The sequence below is a fragment of the Nocardia arthritidis genome, assembly GCF_011801145.1.
Lineage (GTDB): Bacteria > Actinomycetota > Actinomycetes > Mycobacteriales > Mycobacteriaceae > Nocardia > Nocardia arthritidis_A.
Genome location: NZ_CP046172.1, coordinates 4,018,728 through 4,034,108 on the forward strand (window position 1 = coordinate 4,018,728; position 15,381 = coordinate 4,034,108).

The 15,381-nt window shown below is 66.0% G+C and carries 15 protein-coding genes; 7 read left to right on the plus strand and 8 right to left on the minus strand.

Features of this window, described 5'->3' with window-relative positions:
- Window positions 1-54: 54 nt before the first annotated feature.
- Complete coding sequence (locus tag F5544_RS18110; protein WP_167474270.1) at window positions 55-1,281, minus strand: FAD-dependent oxidoreductase; 1,227 nt, start codon at window positions 1,279-1,281, stop codon at window positions 55-57.
- Between the two features lie 153 nt (window positions 1,282-1,434).
- On the opposite strand from F5544_RS18110, the gene F5544_RS18115 reads away from it, so the two are divergent.
- From F5544_RS18115 to F5544_RS18125, 3 genes are all read left to right on the plus strand, one after another.
- Window positions 1,435-2,349 carry a helix-turn-helix domain-containing protein gene (locus F5544_RS18115; RefSeq protein ID WP_167474271.1) on the plus strand — a complete coding sequence of 305 codons (915 nt, stop codon included), beginning with the start codon at window positions 1,435-1,437 and terminating at the stop codon, window positions 2,347-2,349.
- Window positions 2,350-2,499: 150 nt separating this feature from the next.
- Window positions 2,500-3,459, plus strand: a complete 960-nt coding sequence (locus tag F5544_RS18120) for a TauD/TfdA family dioxygenase (RefSeq protein ID WP_167474272.1) — start codon at window positions 2,500-2,502, stop codon at window positions 3,457-3,459.
- Window positions 3,460-3,509: 50 nt separating this feature from the next.
- The gene (locus F5544_RS18125; protein ID WP_203217589.1) at window positions 3,510-4,688 is read left to right on the plus strand and encodes a scyllo-inosamine-4-phosphate amidinotransferase; all 1,179 of its coding nucleotides are present in this window, start codon (window positions 3,510-3,512) and stop codon (window positions 4,686-4,688) included.
- Between the two features lie 25 nt (window positions 4,689-4,713).
- Here F5544_RS18125 and F5544_RS18130 read toward each other — a convergent pair whose 3' ends face one another.
- The 4 genes from F5544_RS18130 to F5544_RS18145 form a co-directional block, all read right to left on the minus strand.
- Window positions 4,714-5,115: a hypothetical protein gene (locus tag F5544_RS18130; RefSeq protein ID WP_167474273.1), complete on the minus strand. Its 402-nt coding sequence runs from the start codon at window positions 5,113-5,115 to the stop codon at window positions 4,714-4,716.
- A 98-nt stretch (window positions 5,116-5,213) separates the two neighbouring features.
- Window positions 5,214-7,019 (minus strand): vWA domain-containing protein, encoded by a 1,806-nt coding sequence (locus F5544_RS18135; RefSeq protein ID WP_167474274.1) that lies wholly within the window; start codon window positions 7,017-7,019, stop codon window positions 5,214-5,216.
- Window positions 7,016-8,077 (minus strand): ATP-binding protein, encoded by a 1,062-nt coding sequence (locus tag F5544_RS18140; RefSeq protein WP_167474275.1) that lies wholly within the window; start codon window positions 8,075-8,077, stop codon window positions 7,016-7,018. The genes F5544_RS18135 and F5544_RS18140 overlap by 4 nt, the downstream gene beginning before the upstream one ends.
- A 68-nt stretch (window positions 8,078-8,145) precedes the next feature.
- Window positions 8,146-9,366 (minus strand): MFS transporter, encoded by a 1,221-nt coding sequence (locus F5544_RS18145; RefSeq protein WP_174867355.1) that lies wholly within the window; start codon window positions 9,364-9,366, stop codon window positions 8,146-8,148.
- An 85-nt stretch (window positions 9,367-9,451) separates the two neighbouring features.
- Between F5544_RS18145 and F5544_RS18150 the strand changes: the two genes are divergently transcribed.
- The gene (locus F5544_RS18150) at window positions 9,452-9,904 is read left to right on the plus strand and encodes a winged helix-turn-helix transcriptional regulator (protein WP_167474276.1); all 453 of its coding nucleotides are present in this window, start codon (window positions 9,452-9,454) and stop codon (window positions 9,902-9,904) included.
- 252 nt (window positions 9,905-10,156) lie between these two features.
- Here the strand turns inward: F5544_RS18150 and F5544_RS18155 are convergent, their stop codons facing one another.
- Window positions 10,157-10,684, minus strand: a complete 528-nt coding sequence (locus F5544_RS18155) for a DUF4360 domain-containing protein (RefSeq protein ID WP_238847465.1) — start codon at window positions 10,682-10,684, stop codon at window positions 10,157-10,159.
- Between F5544_RS18155 and F5544_RS46400 the strand changes: the two genes are divergently transcribed.
- Window positions 10,608-10,934: a hypothetical protein gene (locus tag F5544_RS46400; RefSeq protein ID WP_238847575.1), complete on the plus strand. Its 327-nt coding sequence runs from the start codon at window positions 10,608-10,610 to the stop codon at window positions 10,932-10,934. The genes F5544_RS18155 and F5544_RS46400 overlap by 77 nt on opposite strands.
- 213 nt (window positions 10,935-11,147) lie before the next feature.
- Here F5544_RS46400 and F5544_RS18160 read toward each other — a convergent pair whose 3' ends face one another.
- Both F5544_RS18160 and F5544_RS18165 read right to left on the minus strand, forming a co-directional pair.
- Entirely contained in the window at window positions 11,148-12,308 is a 1,161-nt protein-coding gene (locus F5544_RS18160; RefSeq protein WP_167474278.1) for a PLP-dependent cysteine synthase family protein, read from the minus strand.
- Window positions 12,309-12,415: 107 nt separating this feature from the next.
- Window positions 12,416-12,835 (minus strand): hypothetical protein, encoded by a 420-nt coding sequence (locus tag F5544_RS18165; protein WP_167474279.1) that lies wholly within the window; start codon window positions 12,833-12,835, stop codon window positions 12,416-12,418.
- Between the two features lie 257 nt (window positions 12,836-13,092).
- Here F5544_RS18165 and F5544_RS18170 point away from each other — a divergent pair, with 257 nt between their 5' ends.
- A complete protein-coding gene (locus F5544_RS18170) occupies window positions 13,093-14,058 on the plus strand; it encodes an ornithine cyclodeaminase (RefSeq protein ID WP_238847309.1) in 966 nt (321 codons plus the stop codon).
- Window positions 14,049-15,368, plus strand: coding sequence for an alanine racemase (locus F5544_RS18175; protein WP_342760421.1), 1,320 nt, complete (start codon window positions 14,049-14,051; stop codon window positions 15,366-15,368). Before F5544_RS18170 ends, F5544_RS18175 begins: the two co-directional genes overlap by 10 nt.
- Window positions 15,369-15,381: the final 13 nt, after the last annotated feature.

A 15,381-nucleotide genomic window follows, 5' to 3' on the forward strand; every position in this document is an offset into this window, starting at 1 on the left:
TGCCATGAGATGCGTATTCTCATCGCGAAATGCGTTCTCGCCCCGGCGAATCCGCTAGACCGAGTGCGCGGGTGTTGGCCGTCCGAGATGTGCCTCCATACCCGGTGTCGGCCTTCGGATGGCCAAACCGTCGGCAACGAACGCGGGTACGACCGTGAACCCGCATCCGGCCAGTCCGCCGAGGTGCAGCACGCCGATGTGTCCGGTGATGCCACGCGGGACCCATTCGGCGATGGCCCGTTCGGCGGAGGGCCGAAGCCCGTACCAATACCGAATTTCACTGCCCGCCAGGGCGGGGCCGAACGCCGGAAAACGCTCGAATACGCGGTCCCTGATCTCCCGGACCGCCTCGGTGATATACCCGGGAGCGCGTGCGGGGTCGGCGAGTCCTCGCTCCAGTTCGTCGTATTCCTCCGGTTCCGTGACGAGCCGTCCGGACGCGCCGCCGAGGCATACGTGGCCACATGCACGATGAGGGATGCTGTAGGTCAACTCGTGGTCCCGATCCTGGTCCATCAGGACAATCCGGTCGAACGGCGCGGGCACTTTCCGAATATCGACGAGAAGTAATATCCCGAGATCTCCTTCGATTCGTTTGTCCCCGAGTAAGAATTGTGCGCGATCACCCGCGGCGACGCAGGCGATCTCGGCACCGAATTCGGCGGTGACGGCCAGTAGCTCGCCGAGGTCGCGCAGATGGAGCAGGCGGGTCGTGACACCGGGAAGTTTTTCTACCGCGGCGTACAGCTTGGGCATGAGAGAACAGGTGGAAATAATGGATCCGTCGTCGAGAAAATTGGCTCGACGATAGAAGGGCGCCGAGTAAGCGGTCGGATCCGATGACATCGCGGTGCCCGGATGTCCGGCCGGGATATGCACACCGCGTTCACGTGTGAGGTAAACGCTTTCGGTGCGGGCAAGGAAATTTCCGAAACCGAGCTCGGTCAGCATGGGCCAGTTCAGGAAAGATCGTCGCGCCCATGTGGCGATCCTGGGATCGCCATGCAGGAATGGCATGTGCCAGCCGGTGGCACCGAAACTCGCGATGCGATGATCATGTCGATCGGCGATCCACAGAATCTGGATGGGGCTGGACGCGCGGCGGGCTGCCGAGAATAAGCTGTACACGATTTGGTGGCCGACGATTCCGTGGCCTACCACGACCACCCGCCCGGTGCGCAGCGCGGTCTCGATTAACGACTCCGGCTCGCGATCCTCGATGTGCTTGAAGCTGACATCGGCCATGGCGAGCACCTCTTCCACCGCATCAAGGGTCCTCACGTGCAAGACCCCGATTCCTCGATGCTGTCCCAGCTCAGAGTGGATGTCAAGCGGTACTGAACCGTGCTGGCCGATCCGGTAAGTCCCACTTGATGTGTGATACAGTTCATACTCCTTGCCGCGCCTGGGTGGGAAATCTGGAGAGGGAAAGCCATGCGCGAGGTGAAGCTGGCCGCGACGCTGAAGCGACTCGTCGACGAGGGGGAATTCCAGGGCAATCGCAGGCAGGTCTGCGCCGAGCTGAATATTACTCCGGCGGCATTGTCGCAGTACATCAGAGGGCAGACGATGCCGAGTGTGGAAAAGCTGATCGCAATGGCGGACCTATTCAAGGTGTCGCTGGATTTCTTGATGTTCGGCGAGGATACTGTCGCCGGGCCGGGCGGTGTCCTCGAATATGGACCAATCGCCCGCTACATGGAGGTGAGTATTTCCTCGATACGTGCCGACATTGCCGCGGAGACCGCCTTCGTCGCAAAAATCGGAACGATCCTGACCGATCAGATCACGGAGGCGGCCCGGACCGCTGCCCGGCGGGCGATGACGCTGCACGGGATGCTCGACCGAGTGCAGATTCTCGAACTCGAGCGTTTCAGTGAAGACAGCACGATCGTCACCGGGAACCTCGATGACGATATCGTCGAGGTCAACAGCGATATCGAGCGGGGTATGGCCGCGGGCAACTTCATCACGGTCGTTGCCGAGAACTTGGCGAAGAAACGACGCTACCACTTCGTCCTGTCGCCGGATATGCCCGATCGTGAGCAGGTGGCCCAGCGATATCGGACGCTGCTGCTCGGGAAGGGGCTGAGCCGCAAAGATCTGGAACGTTGCCGATTCAGCGTCGCCGCCAGCAACCTATTCGTCGGCTTCGGGTTGTACACGCTGGATGTCGACGGTTTGCGCCGGAAGAGCCCGGTATTATTCCAATACGTCGAGCCTTATCTGGGCAATGGCGGCAGGGTCGGTTACATTGAACCGCCATCGTCGCCGTTCCAAGCTTTTTTCTTGATGGACCGGGGACGCCAGCAGTCGGCGTCCGAGGCGTTGGCACGATTGTGCCAGTAACCTGCCTCGACGACCGAAGGCCGCCTATATGAGTCTGCTCCGCCGGACGAGTTACTACATTCGCCCCGATCTCGCGGTTGCGTCGAGGGCGCACGCGGAGCAAACGCGGCGACATCGCCCAGTACGGGCGGTAGTCGAGGTGGTCAACCGTTGATTCCGGGTCTCACCTCCGGCGAGGTAGTGGCACTGACCGAGCCGGAGACGGCACACGTCTGGGATTCGGCGCTGCGGGCGGCGTATAAGCAGGCGGATCCCGCCGAGTCCGCCGCCGATCTGATCGCCGATCTGCCCCGGCGCCTGATCGCCGCCCTGCTTCGGTTTCGTGCCGTCGGCACGACACACAACGCGCTGTTGCTGCGGGGCATGTGCGGGGACCTGGCCGAATTGCCGACCACCCCGGCCACGGTGACACCGGGCGCGCTGCCGCCCACGGTCGGGGCCGCCGAATTGCTGCTACTCGCCGTGTCGTTGCTGCTCGGTGAGCCGTTCACGTTCCGGGGGCTGTACGACGGGCGGCTGGTGCAGCATGTCATCCCGGTCCCGGGGCACGAGAGCGCGCAATCCAGCGCGGGCAGTGCGTCGATGTTGCAGTGGCACGTCGAGGACGGTTTCACCGACGACCGCTGCCACTACTTCGGCCTGCTCTGTCTGCGCGGCCATCCAGGAGCCGTGACGATGCTCGCGCCCGCCCGGAATCTCGATCTGGCCGCCGATGTCGCGGCCGTGCTGCGTGAGCCCCGGTTCATGATCGCCGCCGACATCGCCCATGACGGGCCCTGTCATACCGCACCGGTCATCGGACCGGTGCTGACCGGACCGGACACCGACCCGGAGATCTGTTTCGATGCGATCTATCAGCAGCCGGCCGACCCCGCCGATCGTCCGGCGGCCGCCGCGCTGACGGCGCTTTCGGCCGCGCTGGATCGCGCCACGATCGGTCACGAACTGCGCCCCGGTGATGTGCTGGTGGCCGACAATCGCCGAATAGTCCACGGCCGCACCCTGTTTCATCCACGCTACGACGGTTTCGACCGATGGCTGCTGCGCGCTATGACGTCGGCCTCGATCGAGGCGCAACGTCGCCGTGGTTCGGTCCGCCTGGTCGGCTGACGCCGCCGGACGCCACGATTGCGCCCCTTCCCTTCCGAAAGGACCGTTTTGTGACGTACTCGGCCACGCCGCGGCCTGCCCCTGCCCCGCCTATGGCCGAGCCCGGTCCGGTGGAATCACATGACGAATTCAGCCCGCTGCTCGAGGTACTCGTCGGCACCGCGGAAGGTGCGCGAATACCGCCACTGGACCGTTCGGCATGGCTGAATCTCTATCCGGATCTCGATGCCGCCGAGCTGGCCGGTGTCGAGGTCGGCGCCTTTCCGCCCCGGGTGCTCGCAGAGGCCGCCGAGGATCTCGACGGACTCGCCGAGCTGCTGGAAGGCCTCGGGATTCGGGTGTTTCGGCCGGCCCCGGTGGCACATGAGCGCGAGTTCGGTACGCCGCACTGGCGTACCAGCGGCTTCTATTCCTACTGCCCCCGTGACCTCGCGCTGATCGTCGGCTCGACCATTATCGAGGCGCCGAGTCCTATGCGGGCGCGGCTGTTCGAACTCGCGGGCATGCGAGAGCTGTTCCAGCAGCGCATGCTCGCCGGATCGGTGTGGATCGCGGCGCCGCAGCCGCAACTGCGGGACGACTTGTTCCCCGACGACGGTCACGGCCGGGTCACCTTGGGCGAGACCGAACCGGTCTTCGACGCCGCGAACGTCCTGCGCTGCGGATCCGATCTGTTCTACCTGGTATCGGCCAGCGGCAACGAACTCGGCCATCGCTGGTTGCAGACCACGCTGTCCGCGCTGGGGGACTATCGCGTGCACCCGATTCGCGGCGTCTACCCCTATACCCACATCGATTCCACGATCAGCCTGCTGCGCGAGGGACTGGCGCTGTTGAATCCCGAACGGATCAGCGATCCGGCACAACTGCCCGAACCTCTCCGGTCGTGGGAGCACATCTGGTGTCCGCCGATGGCCGCCTCGCCCTGTTCCGCACGGTATCCGTTGTCATCGACATGGATCGGGATGAACCTGTTGATGGTGCGACCCGACCTCGCCGTCGTCGATGCCGCACAACACGACCTCGGTGTGGCCCTGCGGCGGCGTGGAATCGAGGTCGTCCCGTATACGCTTCGGCACGCGCGCACGATGGGCGGCGGATTGCATTGTGTCACTCTCGATCTGCGCCGAAGCGCCGGGCACGGCGTGGCGCGGTCCACTCGCCGAACCGATCACGCGGGGCTTCGCGGCCTGGTGGTGAAGGATTCCTGGTCGGCAGGGCGCCCGTGATCGCGGGGACTGCGCACCCGCTGGTTCAGCCGAAGTTGATGATGCCTTGGCAGCCGGCTTGGGAGCTGCCCGACCAGGGTTGGGAAGTCACCCGGTACGAGATCACGCCCGGGTCGTTGGTGCCCAGGTCGATGGAGTTGGGGGTCCAGAGCCAGGTGTTGGGTAGTTGCAGGTCGACGTTCTTGGAGGGGATCAGCAGGTGGGTTTGGGTGGTCGGGTTGAAAGCGGTGACGACCACCAGTTCGAGTGGTACGCGTGCGGCCGTGAAGATCTGTGTTCTGCTGCAGACGCCGTTGGTGACGCCGAGTTCGATCCGCAGCGGTTGCGGGTCGGCCGCGGCGGGGGTCGCGGCCGTGAGCAATCCGGCGGCGACGGTGCCGAGTAGGCCGATAATGTTGCGGTACAACGGTTTCTGGACAATATGCACGATCTTGCCTCGCTTCTCGAAGTGGAACCCGGCAAGCTTCGGTAACAACCTTCGGCAATATTGTAGCTAACCTAGGTGGCCACTGATCGCGAGGCGCGTCACCGCACCCGGAACACCGGTCCCTGTGCGGTGAACGGCAGCCGGGCGCCCTCGGGGATGAGGAAGGCGTGTTCGCGCCGGATGCGCAGCACATCGCATTCGGCGTCGGTGATGACCAGAATTGGTGCGCCGGAAGGGAAGTCGCGGGCGCGCTGCAGCAGGTCGATGCCGGGCTGGAGCACCGTGCCGCCGCGGCCGCGCACCCGGACGCGTCCGGCGATCTCGGTGACGGGAAGGAATCCGGCGTCGTGCGGGGCGGCATCGCAGAAGATGACGCGCGCGGCGGGCACATCGCGCGCCTCGGCATAGGATGCGATGGCGCCCAACGCCTTTCCGAGCAGTGTGCGGCTCATCGAGCCGGAGGTGTCGAGCACGACCCCGAAGGTGCAGCGCGCCACCTCTTCCGGCGGATACCACCGGCCGGCACGGGGGATATCCGGGGTGGCGGACTGGCGGCGGGACGGCCGGGCGTAGCTGCGCACCGGTTGCGGGCGCGGCACGAATTCGTCGAACCACCTCGCCAATTGGGCGTCCCACGGGATCGGTGGATGGGTCAGCGCACGGATCTCCTCGATCAGTCCGGCCGGAAGCAGGCCGCGATCGCGGGCGCTGTGCAATTCGAAGCCCTGCGCCAAACCGCGACGGTAGAACTCGTCGAGGTCGACGTAATGGGCGGGGCCGCGGGCGATCGGCTCGCCGAGAATATCGCCGCGGCCCTTGCCGCGCAGCGTCGCGAGGCGGCGCAGCCTGCGCAGGTCCACGGCGATCCGGTCGTAGATCTCCTCGGCCGAAAGGCCTTGGAGCTCAGGGTCGTACAGCAAACCCTCGGGCATGTCGCCGACATCCATCTCACGCAGCCAGCCGTTGATGACATAGTCGGCCGCGATATTGAACAGGTACGGGTCGCGAGCGCCGCAGCGGTCGCCGTGCCGCAGCGCGGCGTGCAGCATCTCGTGTGCCAGCACGAAACGCCACTCCTCGTCGGTGTAGCGGATCAGCGGGTTGATATAGATCTCCCCGGCCGTCGCGCTGACCGCCGCGATGGAAATATCGTGCGCGCGGGCGATTTCCGCGTCGGCCACCAGGGTGAGACCGGCCGCGATGCCGCCGAGCAGGGGATAGGAGGAGATGAACCAGCTGAGGGCGCGATCCCAGGCGCGCAACGGAATTCGCTCTCCGGTGAACTTCTCGCGCCGTCCGCCCGCCACATCCATGGCGGCCGAGATCGTCCGGGTGAGTGCGTGCGCGAACACCTCGGGCCAATCCGGCACCGCGGTATTCCACGTGTTCATCGGTTGCAGTATCTGGTCGGGCTCTGGTCCGGCGGCGCCACAGGATTCGTACTCCGCGGGAATGCCCTCGAGCCGCCACCGCCGGGCCAGTTGCTCCTCGTCACCCGCGGGGTAGGTGGCGGGCAGCCGGTCCGGGCAGCGGCCGACGGCGAACTTCTGCTGGAAGCGGCCGACCACGGCGCAGCGGGCCGCCAGCTCGAACCGATCCGGTTGGCGGCGTTCGGTTTTCGCGGCCGGGACATGACCGAAGCCGAGGTGCAGCAGGCAGTGTGCCAGCGCCCAAGCCCATTCGTCCGGGTCGGCGCGGCGGGTCGGGTGTGCGTGTATCGCGCCGTTCGAATCGACGGCGGCCAGCCCGTGTTCCGGTGCCGAGGTGCATTTCGGGTCCCGGCAGAAGTTGACCTGCAATGCGTCGAGCGCCGGGTTCGCCCGCACCAGCGCGAGACCGGCCAGATAGGCGATCGTCGCCGGATCTTGTTGGGTCTCGGCGCTTTTCGCGCGCGATCGGCTCACGCCCTGGCCTCGACGAGTCGAGGCGTGTCGCGGGCGGCCTCGATCAGGAACCAGCCGGGCAGCACCGGATGGCCGTCGGCGTCGGCGGCGATCACGGTCTGCGCCACCTCGACCGAGATCTCCGCCAACTGCACCAGCAGCGATTTCGCACGGTAGGCCATTTTCATGACCGCGGGCGAGGCGTGCTGCTTGTTCGCGGGCAGCTCCTTGATCAGCCGTCCGCGGAACGAATCCGCAAGGAAATACAGCAGATCCCGGTCTTCGACGCGATGCGGCCATGACGCCTCGCCCTTGAGGATCGCCTCGATGCCGTAGCGGCTGCGGACCGTCTTCACGTATCCACGGAACGCCGCCGCGTGCGCGGGTGTCAGCGTGCCCTGTGCGACCACGGCGAGGATGTCCTCGTCCAGGGCCGGGCCGAAGGAATGCAGCGCGTCGGACAATATGTGCCAGGAGCGTGGGGTGGAGAACGGCTCCTCTGTCTTCGGCGGCGCCGTCCACAGGTGATCGGGGCGATCGGTCAGGTAGTCGATCACCCACGGGTGGATGCCGTGACCGGCCGCCCACTCCAGCCAATCCGCCGACGAGGCCGCGAGATGCACGTGGGCGAGGCGGTTGATCAACGCCGAGGCCATCGGCCGCGCCAATGCGTTGTCGGTGGCCCGATTTCCGGCGCCGATGACGATGCTGCCCTGCGGCAGTTCGTAATTCCCGATCCGGCGATCGAGAATCAAGGAATAGAAGGCCTTCTGCACATCGGGTGTCGCCGCGTTGAGCTCGTCGAGGAATAGGCAGTACGGTTCGTCGCGGGCGATCGTCTCCGGCGGGCAGAATATGGAGCGCCCGTCGCGGATCTGCGGCACCCCCATCAGATCCTCCGGCGCCAGCTGCGTGCCGAGCAGGCTCACGCATGCCAACCCGAGCGATTCGGCGAAGTCGCGCACGAGTGACGACTTGCCGATACCCGGTGCGCCCCAGAGGAATACGGGGCGCACCGTGGCGAGCCCGAGTAGTAGCTCGGGCAAGCGGGCCGGGGTGACCGTGACAGCAGCCTGCACGCGGATCCTTTCGATGGTCGAGGTGGCGCGCAGGTGGCGCGATCCGGGTAGATCTCCAGCGTGCGGCACTACCCGTGCGGTTGCAACCGGTTTTCCGGATGGCTCGCGTGCTGCGCGCCCGACGTTCGACGCGGTATCTGGGTGAATCCCCAAACAGCAAGTCCGGCAAGGGAATAGCCCGCTCCGGCCCAGCACGAGGCCGCCCAACCCCAGGTGCCGTACGCCCAGGTGGTCGTGATCGCGCCGAGTGCGGATCCGAGGGAATAGAAGGCCATGTAGGCCCCGATGACGCTGCTGGCGCGGTCCGGATGCGCCGCGGTCAACAGATGCTGGCTGCTCACGTGCACCGCCTGGACGGCGAAGTCGAGCAGCACGATGCCGATGACCAGCAGCGCAAGCGTCGTCCGGAGCTGTGCGATGAGCAGCCAGGACACGGTGAGCAGCGCCAGTGCGGAACCGGTGATCAGCTGCGCGCGCCCGGCATCGGCCCATCGGCCCGCGCGGGCGGCGCCGAGCGCTCCGGCCAGGCCAACCAAGCCGAACAGGCCGATCTGCGTTGTGCCGAAGTTCCATGGCTCGGCGCCGAGGGGGAGGGCGAGCCCGGTCCAGAGCGTCCCGAACGACGCGAAGAGGAAGAAGGTGATCAGGCCTCGGCTCAGGAACAGGCGATCCGTGCGCACGAGCCGCCGCATGGACGCCAGCACCTGCGTGTATCGCGCACCGGGAGTTCCGCGATCGGCGTCGAGCGTCGCGTGGACGATATACGCCAGGGTCACGCAGAGCACGGCGAGCAGCGCGTACACCGCGCGCCAACCGACCGTATCGCCCAGGACGCCCGCGAGTACGCGGACGCCGAGGATGCCGATCACCACACCCGAGGTGACCGCGCCGATATTGCGGCCCCGCTCGCTCGGTGCGGAGACCGCGGCCACGTAGGCGACGGTCACCTGCACCACCACCGCGAACAGGCCCGCGACCACCAGTCCGGCGACCGCGACGGCGCCGTTCGGGGCGGCGGCCGCGACGGCGGCGCCCGTGGCGGTGAGTATCAGATGCACGGTGATGAGCCTGCGGCGATTCACCACGTCGCCGAGCGGGACCAGCAGGATCAGACCGGCGAAATAGCCGATCTGTCCGGCGGCGACCAGCCCGCCCATCGATTCACGCGCCAATCCGAGGCCGGCGCCCGCGGCCTCGATCACCGGCTGGATCGCATAGATCGTCGACACGGCCACCGCGCACACCAGCGCCAGCACGAATCGCTGCGACCTTGTCACACCTGTCGCCATCACACCTCCCAAATCAGTAGCAAAATGCAACCGTTTGACCGTAGGGCATAATGGTTTCGAATTGCAACCGATTGAGAGGTGGCTCATGATCACGACGCTCGGTACCGGCCGCGAATGGACCGATCCCACCTGTCCTGTCGCGCGAACCGCCGACCTCGTCGGCGACCGGTGGAGCCTGCTGATCGTGCGCGACGCCATGGACGGCGCGGCCACCTTCACCGAATTCCAGCAGCGCCTCGGCATCGCCCGGAATATCCTTACTGATCGCCTGCGCAGGCTGGTCGATCACGGCATCCTCGCCACCGCCCCCAGCGGTAAGCGGCACACCTACGAACTCACCGAAGCGGGTCGTGACCTCTTCACCGTCGTGGTGGCGATGCGCCAGTGGGGCGAACGCCACGCCTTCGCCGCCGGTGAACCCCACTCGGTGCTCGTGGACCGCGACGGCGACCCGATCGCCCAGTTGTGCGCCGAAAACCGCGACGGCGAACCGGTTTCCGCGGCGACCACCCGGGTCCGCAAGGTGGGTGATTTGTAATCGATCGCGCCACAAGCGATTCCGGTGGACCGGTGATGGCGGGCGTCTTCAGCGAAACGAAAATGGATTGGGCGGTGCCGCAATCACTTTCAATACCGCCCGATGGATGTGGCGGATAATGTCATTCCGGGCTTTTCTCAAGAGGTTGGAAAGCGGCGTCACCTGATTCGCGCGGCAACGGAGTGAGCGGCCCCGGTCCGTTGACGGATCGGGGCCGCTCCGGCTTTGCCGATGATCGCTATTTCCGCGCGATCAGCACTGCTTCCACGAGAAATGGTAAGTGGTGGTGATGCTGCCGTCCGCGGAATCCATGGTCATGAAGCTGGTGGTCCTGGTCGGATCCGAGGAGCCCGCGTTCACCCGCAGTTCGGTATTGATATTGAAGTTGCGGTTTTCGCCGCAGGGCAGGAATACGATCGACCCGACCGGGGCCGTATCCGTTGTCTGCCAGTCGTCGTCGTACACACCGTTGAACGGGTGGTCGATATACGTGCTCGGCGAATTGCCCTGGAAGTAGTACCGCGCCCGCTCCAGGCCGCTGGCACCGGCCTCGAGATGGGCGAATCCGCGGTAGTCCGCCTCACCTATGCCGTAGGTGAAACCCTGGGGGTAATGCACCAGCAGGTTCAGCTGGCAATTCTTGCGGAAATCGGTCGGGCTCGCCCCGACGCCGACCTGCGCGGTGTACTGACTGTACGTCACCGTGAAGGACGTATTGTCCGGCGCGACCGCGACGGCCGCGGATCCGGGCGGGCAGCCGCTTCCGTTCACGGTCACCACGTCGATGGTGATTTTATCCGGTGGCGGTGAATTCAACCCGGGATCCGCGGAGCTGGTCGAGCTGGATATCGGAATGGCGAACGCGAATATCGCTGCGCCGACGGCGGCGAACTTCTTGAACATGGATTTCTCGCGATATCTCTTGTTTGGAAAGGGAATTCGGAGGTCTGTGAAGTCAGGCCTCGCGAGTGCGCCCGGTGTCGGTCCCGATCCCGGCTGGCCCGAACGTGCCGAAATCGTAGCATCGTGACCAGGCGGTATAATGTCCCCAGTTGTGTTCTGCGCCAAGGGAAGGCGGATATCCGGGAACAAATCGCTTGTCCGGCAGCCGAAGTCGAGTCGCCTACCGCCAACCGCATTGTATTCCCCAGAATTCGGCCGAATCCAGGGCGCAACCGAGCGGTCCCGCGGTTCAATTCGCCGGCCAACCGGTGGTCGATTACGTCGCCGACAACAGGCCTGATCATCGGTCCGCCCGCGCGGGCTTCGGCCAGTGGGTCGGCACGAGCGGACCGTAGTCCGCCGCCCGCTCCGGAATGAGCACGGTGGTGCATCTGGTCCACGACGTCACCGTCGTCCGCGCCGGATGATCAATAGTCGCGGGTTCGACCGGTGGGTCGATATCGAGGAGTTCGTGTTCGGCGCAGTACGCGTCGTTGTAGACGGTGTCGAAATAGCGGTGCGGACCGTCGGGAAATATCGCGGCGATCCGCACATCCGGGTCGTGCACGCGCGCGACCCATCCCGCCACCAGTGCGACTGCGCCCACGCTCCAGCCGCCGGTCGCGTAGTGCGTCGCCGCCAGGGTGCGGCAGGCCCATACCGCCTCCGACGGTGCGACCCAATGGATTTCATCGAAGGCGCGGTAGTCCACATTGGCCGGATGAATGCTCGACCCGAGTCCGCGCATCAAACGCGGCCCGGCCGGCTGGCCGAAGATGGTGGAGCGGATCGTGTCGACGCCGACGAGTCTCATCGCTGGGTTGAACCGGCGCAGCACGCGGGCCACACCGGCGGAATGGCCGCCGGTGCCCACCGCGCAGACCAGCACGTCCACTCGGCCCAGCTGGCCGATCAATTCCAGTGCCAGCGACTCGTAACCAGCCACATTGTCGGGATTGTTGTACTGGTCCGGGCACCACGCACCGGTATCTCGCTCGAGCAGTTCGGCGACTCGCTCGCGCCGCGCCTGCTGCCAGCCGCCGACGGGATGGGGTTCGTCGACGAGTTCTATTCGCGCGCCGTACGCGTTGAGTAACCGCGCCACCATGGGTTCCAGCCCGGGATCGGTGACGACGACGACCGGATGCCGGGTGCTGATCCCGGCCAGGGCGAGGCCCAAACCCAATGTGCCGCTGCTTGATTCGATTATCCGCGCCCCCGGCGCGAGCTCTCCGCGCTGTTCGGCGCAGCGCACCATGTGCAGTGCGGGCCGGTCCTTCATTCCACCTGGATTGAACCCTTCGAGCTTGGCCCAGAACCCGCGGCCGCACGGCGCGAGCGGTGCGCCGACCCACATCACGGGTGTATTGCCGACGAGGGCGTGCGGCCGCCGGGCGGGTATGGGCGCCGCGACCAGCGCCGCGGGGATCTCGGTCGGGTCATCGAGCGCAATCTTGTTCATCGACTGTCGCTTCCGGTATCGAGGCCGCCGTCCAGCGGCGAAAGATGAGCAGGGCAGCGAACTCCGGCCGACGGGACCGAATACACCGTCGGCCTGCCGCTGACCTGTCAGCGCCGAGCGATACAGAAGCGATCGAGCAGAACCCGGCCATCGCATGCCGGAAGTTCCGCGACCGGCGGCCCGCGCACCGTGCCGACCCGCGACATCTCGAATTCGCCGGGCCGCGAGACCATTCCGTCGAGCGGGACGGAATGGATCAGGGGCGCGACGATATCGGTCACCGCCGACCGGGTCCTGGAGTCGATGACGTCCGGACCGCGATTGTCCGGGCATCCGTGTGCCTCTACCTGTGGGGCATCGGTGGTCGACGCGTATGCGGTATCGACGACGGCCGTCGACGTTTCGTCGTGATCGGCGCAGAGCAACTCGCAATTCGCCGCGGCGGGTACGGTCAAGAGGATCACGGCCAGCAGCGCCAGGACCGGGCCTGCCCGCCGTATCCGCGCCTTGCCGAGACCGTGTGGCACCGCATTACCCTCCCCGTTCTCGAAACACGTTACGGTGGAAGGCGTCTCGCGATCACCGAGGACGCGGGCGAGAACATGCGATCGATAGCTTTCGGCTACTGCCGGGATCGTAACCCAACCACTTCGGCCGGCGCGGCATCCCGAACTGGGGACGCGTTCGGGCGTGCGCAAGTGGCGATCCACTGTCCGTTGACAATCTCGCGGGCGCTCACCGATTCTCGGTGAATTCTCGGCATGACGATTGGATGGCGGTCTGCATGCATATCCTCACGCGCAGCGACCTGGCGGATCTGGATCTATCCCCGAAAGATGTGATCGACGCCGTCGAAAACGGTTACCTTGCACTGGCGAACGGGCGATCCCGGTGCCCGACGAAGCTGATGATGCCGCTGCCCGACGAGGCACGGGATTCGGTGTCGTATTCGATGCTCGGCTACGACGGCGACCTCGAATTCCTCGGCTTCAAGACGTCATACCGCCAGGGCAGCCGGACCAACGAAAAGTATTACACCACAATCAGTTTGTACGACGACGCGACCGGCCTACCGTACGCGCTCATGGACTGTCAGCGGGTCGGCGCCTCCCGCACGCCGGCCACCACGGCGCTGATCGCGCGCAGCTGTGCGCGACCGGATGCGCGGTCGGCGCTGATGATCGGCACCGGGGTGCAGGGCGTGCACACGCTGCCGTATCTGCTCACGACGCTGCCGCAGCTGGAGCGGCTGCGGTTATTCGGCACCCACCCGGATGGAATCGCCTTGTCGCAGCGCATCTTCCGTGAGCACTTCCCGGAAAGGGAACTCGAATTGGTGACGGATGTGCCCGCGGCGGTGGCTGCCTCCGATATCGTGGTCGCCGCCTCGGGGCGGGCCGCGCACCCGCCGGTGCAGACGAGTTGGCTGCCGCCCGGCGGACTGCTCGTCTCGGTGGCCAGCAAGGGCGTCGCCGGCGGCGCGTTGCGGGACGCCGACTACACCGTGACCACCAGCATCGGCCAATTAGGCGTTACCGGAACGCGATTGGCCGGACCCGACGGCAGCGTGCGCATCGACGCGGTCCTGCCCGATATCCTCGCCGGGCGGGCCGCGGGCAGGCGCAGCCGGGACGACCGCGTCTTCGCCTTCTCCAGCGGGATGATCATCACCGATATCCCGGTGGCGCACGCGCTCGCCACCCGCGCGATCGCCGCGGGCCGTGGACAGCGAGTCGAACTGTGGCAGTGACAGTTTCGGCCACCGGACCCGCTCTGCCCGCGATCCAGTCCGACTGGGCGCTGCGGGCGCAGGCCGACCCCCGCCTGCTCGCCGATATCGCCCGCGCGGTATCCGGACCGTTCCATGTGATCAATCCGGACGGATTCGGCGACAATCTCGCGGCATTCAAGGCTGCGCTCGGCGCTGCGGGCGTGGATGGCCAGATCTATTACGGGAAGAAGGCCAACAAGGCGGGCGCCTGGCTGGACGAATGCGCGCGCTACGACGGCGGCGTCGACGTCGCCAGCGCGCCCGAGTTGATTCACGCACTGGCGCATGGCATTCGGGGCGAGGACATCGTCGTCACCGGCGCGGCGAAGGCGGACCGCCTGCTGTGGTTGGCGTCTCGTCATCGGTGCCTCATCGCCATCGACAGCCTGGACGAACTCGATCGTCTGATCGACATCGGCGTCCGAGTCCGAATCCTGTTGCGAGTGCTGCCCGAAGCCGATCCGGACAGTCGATTCGGCCTCGACCCAGAGCAGCTCGCCCGCGCCGTCGACCGCTGCGCGCAAGCGTTGGACACGGTGACGATGGACGGATTCTCCTTCCACCTCAACGGTTATCAGGTCGCGCCGCGGGTGGAGCTCGCCGATCGACTGGTCGACGCGTGCGTGGCGGCGCGCGCCCGCGGACTGGCCGCGACATCGATCTCCATCGGCGGCGGATTCGCCTGTAGCTACCTCGAATCGGCCGACTGGCAACGTTTTCGGGACGGCTACCGCCCCGACTGGTTCCATTCCGGTATTCGATTCGCGAAGTTCTACCCCTACCATCAGAGCCCGGCCGGTGCGCGGATGCTCGCGGCGATTCTCGGCGAGGTCGGTCGGCGCTTCGCCGCGACCTCGACCCGGCTGCTTTGTGAGCCGGGGCGCGCGCTTCTGGATCAGGCCGGGTTCTCGGTGTTTCCGGTGCAGGGATTCAAATGGCGCGGCGACCACGGTGTCGTCACCGTGGCCGGGCTGAGCATGAGCCTGTCCGAACAGTGGAAGGGCAGCGAATTCCTTCCGGAACCCATACTGTGGCAAGCGAATTCGGACACCGACTCGCCGGTGACCGCATTTGTCGGCGGTGCGAGTTGCCTCGAATACGACGTGCTCACCTGGCGCAAGATCACCTTTCCGCGACCGCCGCGGCACGGCGATCTGCTCATCTATCCGAATACGGCCGGCTACCAGATGGACAAGAACGAAAGCGAATTCCATCAGTTGCCGCTGCCACCCAAGGTCCGGCTGCGCGAGCACGACGGCCGATACGTCTGGACGCTCGACACCAACTGACCGAGGGCTGCCG

Excerpts from the sequence above, each read along its gene's own strand:
- F5544_RS18115 (WP_167474271.1), top strand. The coding sequence starts at position 1,435 with ATGCGCGAGGTGAAGCTGGCCGCGACGCTGAAGCGACTCGTCGACGAG.
- F5544_RS18145 (WP_174867355.1), bottom strand. The coding sequence starts at position 9,366 with ATGGCGACAGGTGTGACAAGGTCGCAGCGATTCGTGCTGGCGCTGGTG.
- F5544_RS18150 (WP_167474276.1), top strand. The coding sequence starts at position 9,452 with ATGATCACGACGCTCGGTACCGGCCGCGAATGGACCGATCCCACCTGT.
- F5544_RS18160 (WP_167474278.1), bottom strand. The coding sequence starts at position 12,308 with ATGAACAAGATTGCGCTCGATGACCCGACCGAGATCCCCGCGGCGCTG.
- F5544_RS18170 (WP_238847309.1), top strand. The coding sequence starts at position 13,093 with ATGCATATCCTCACGCGCAGCGACCTGGCGGATCTGGATCTATCCCCG.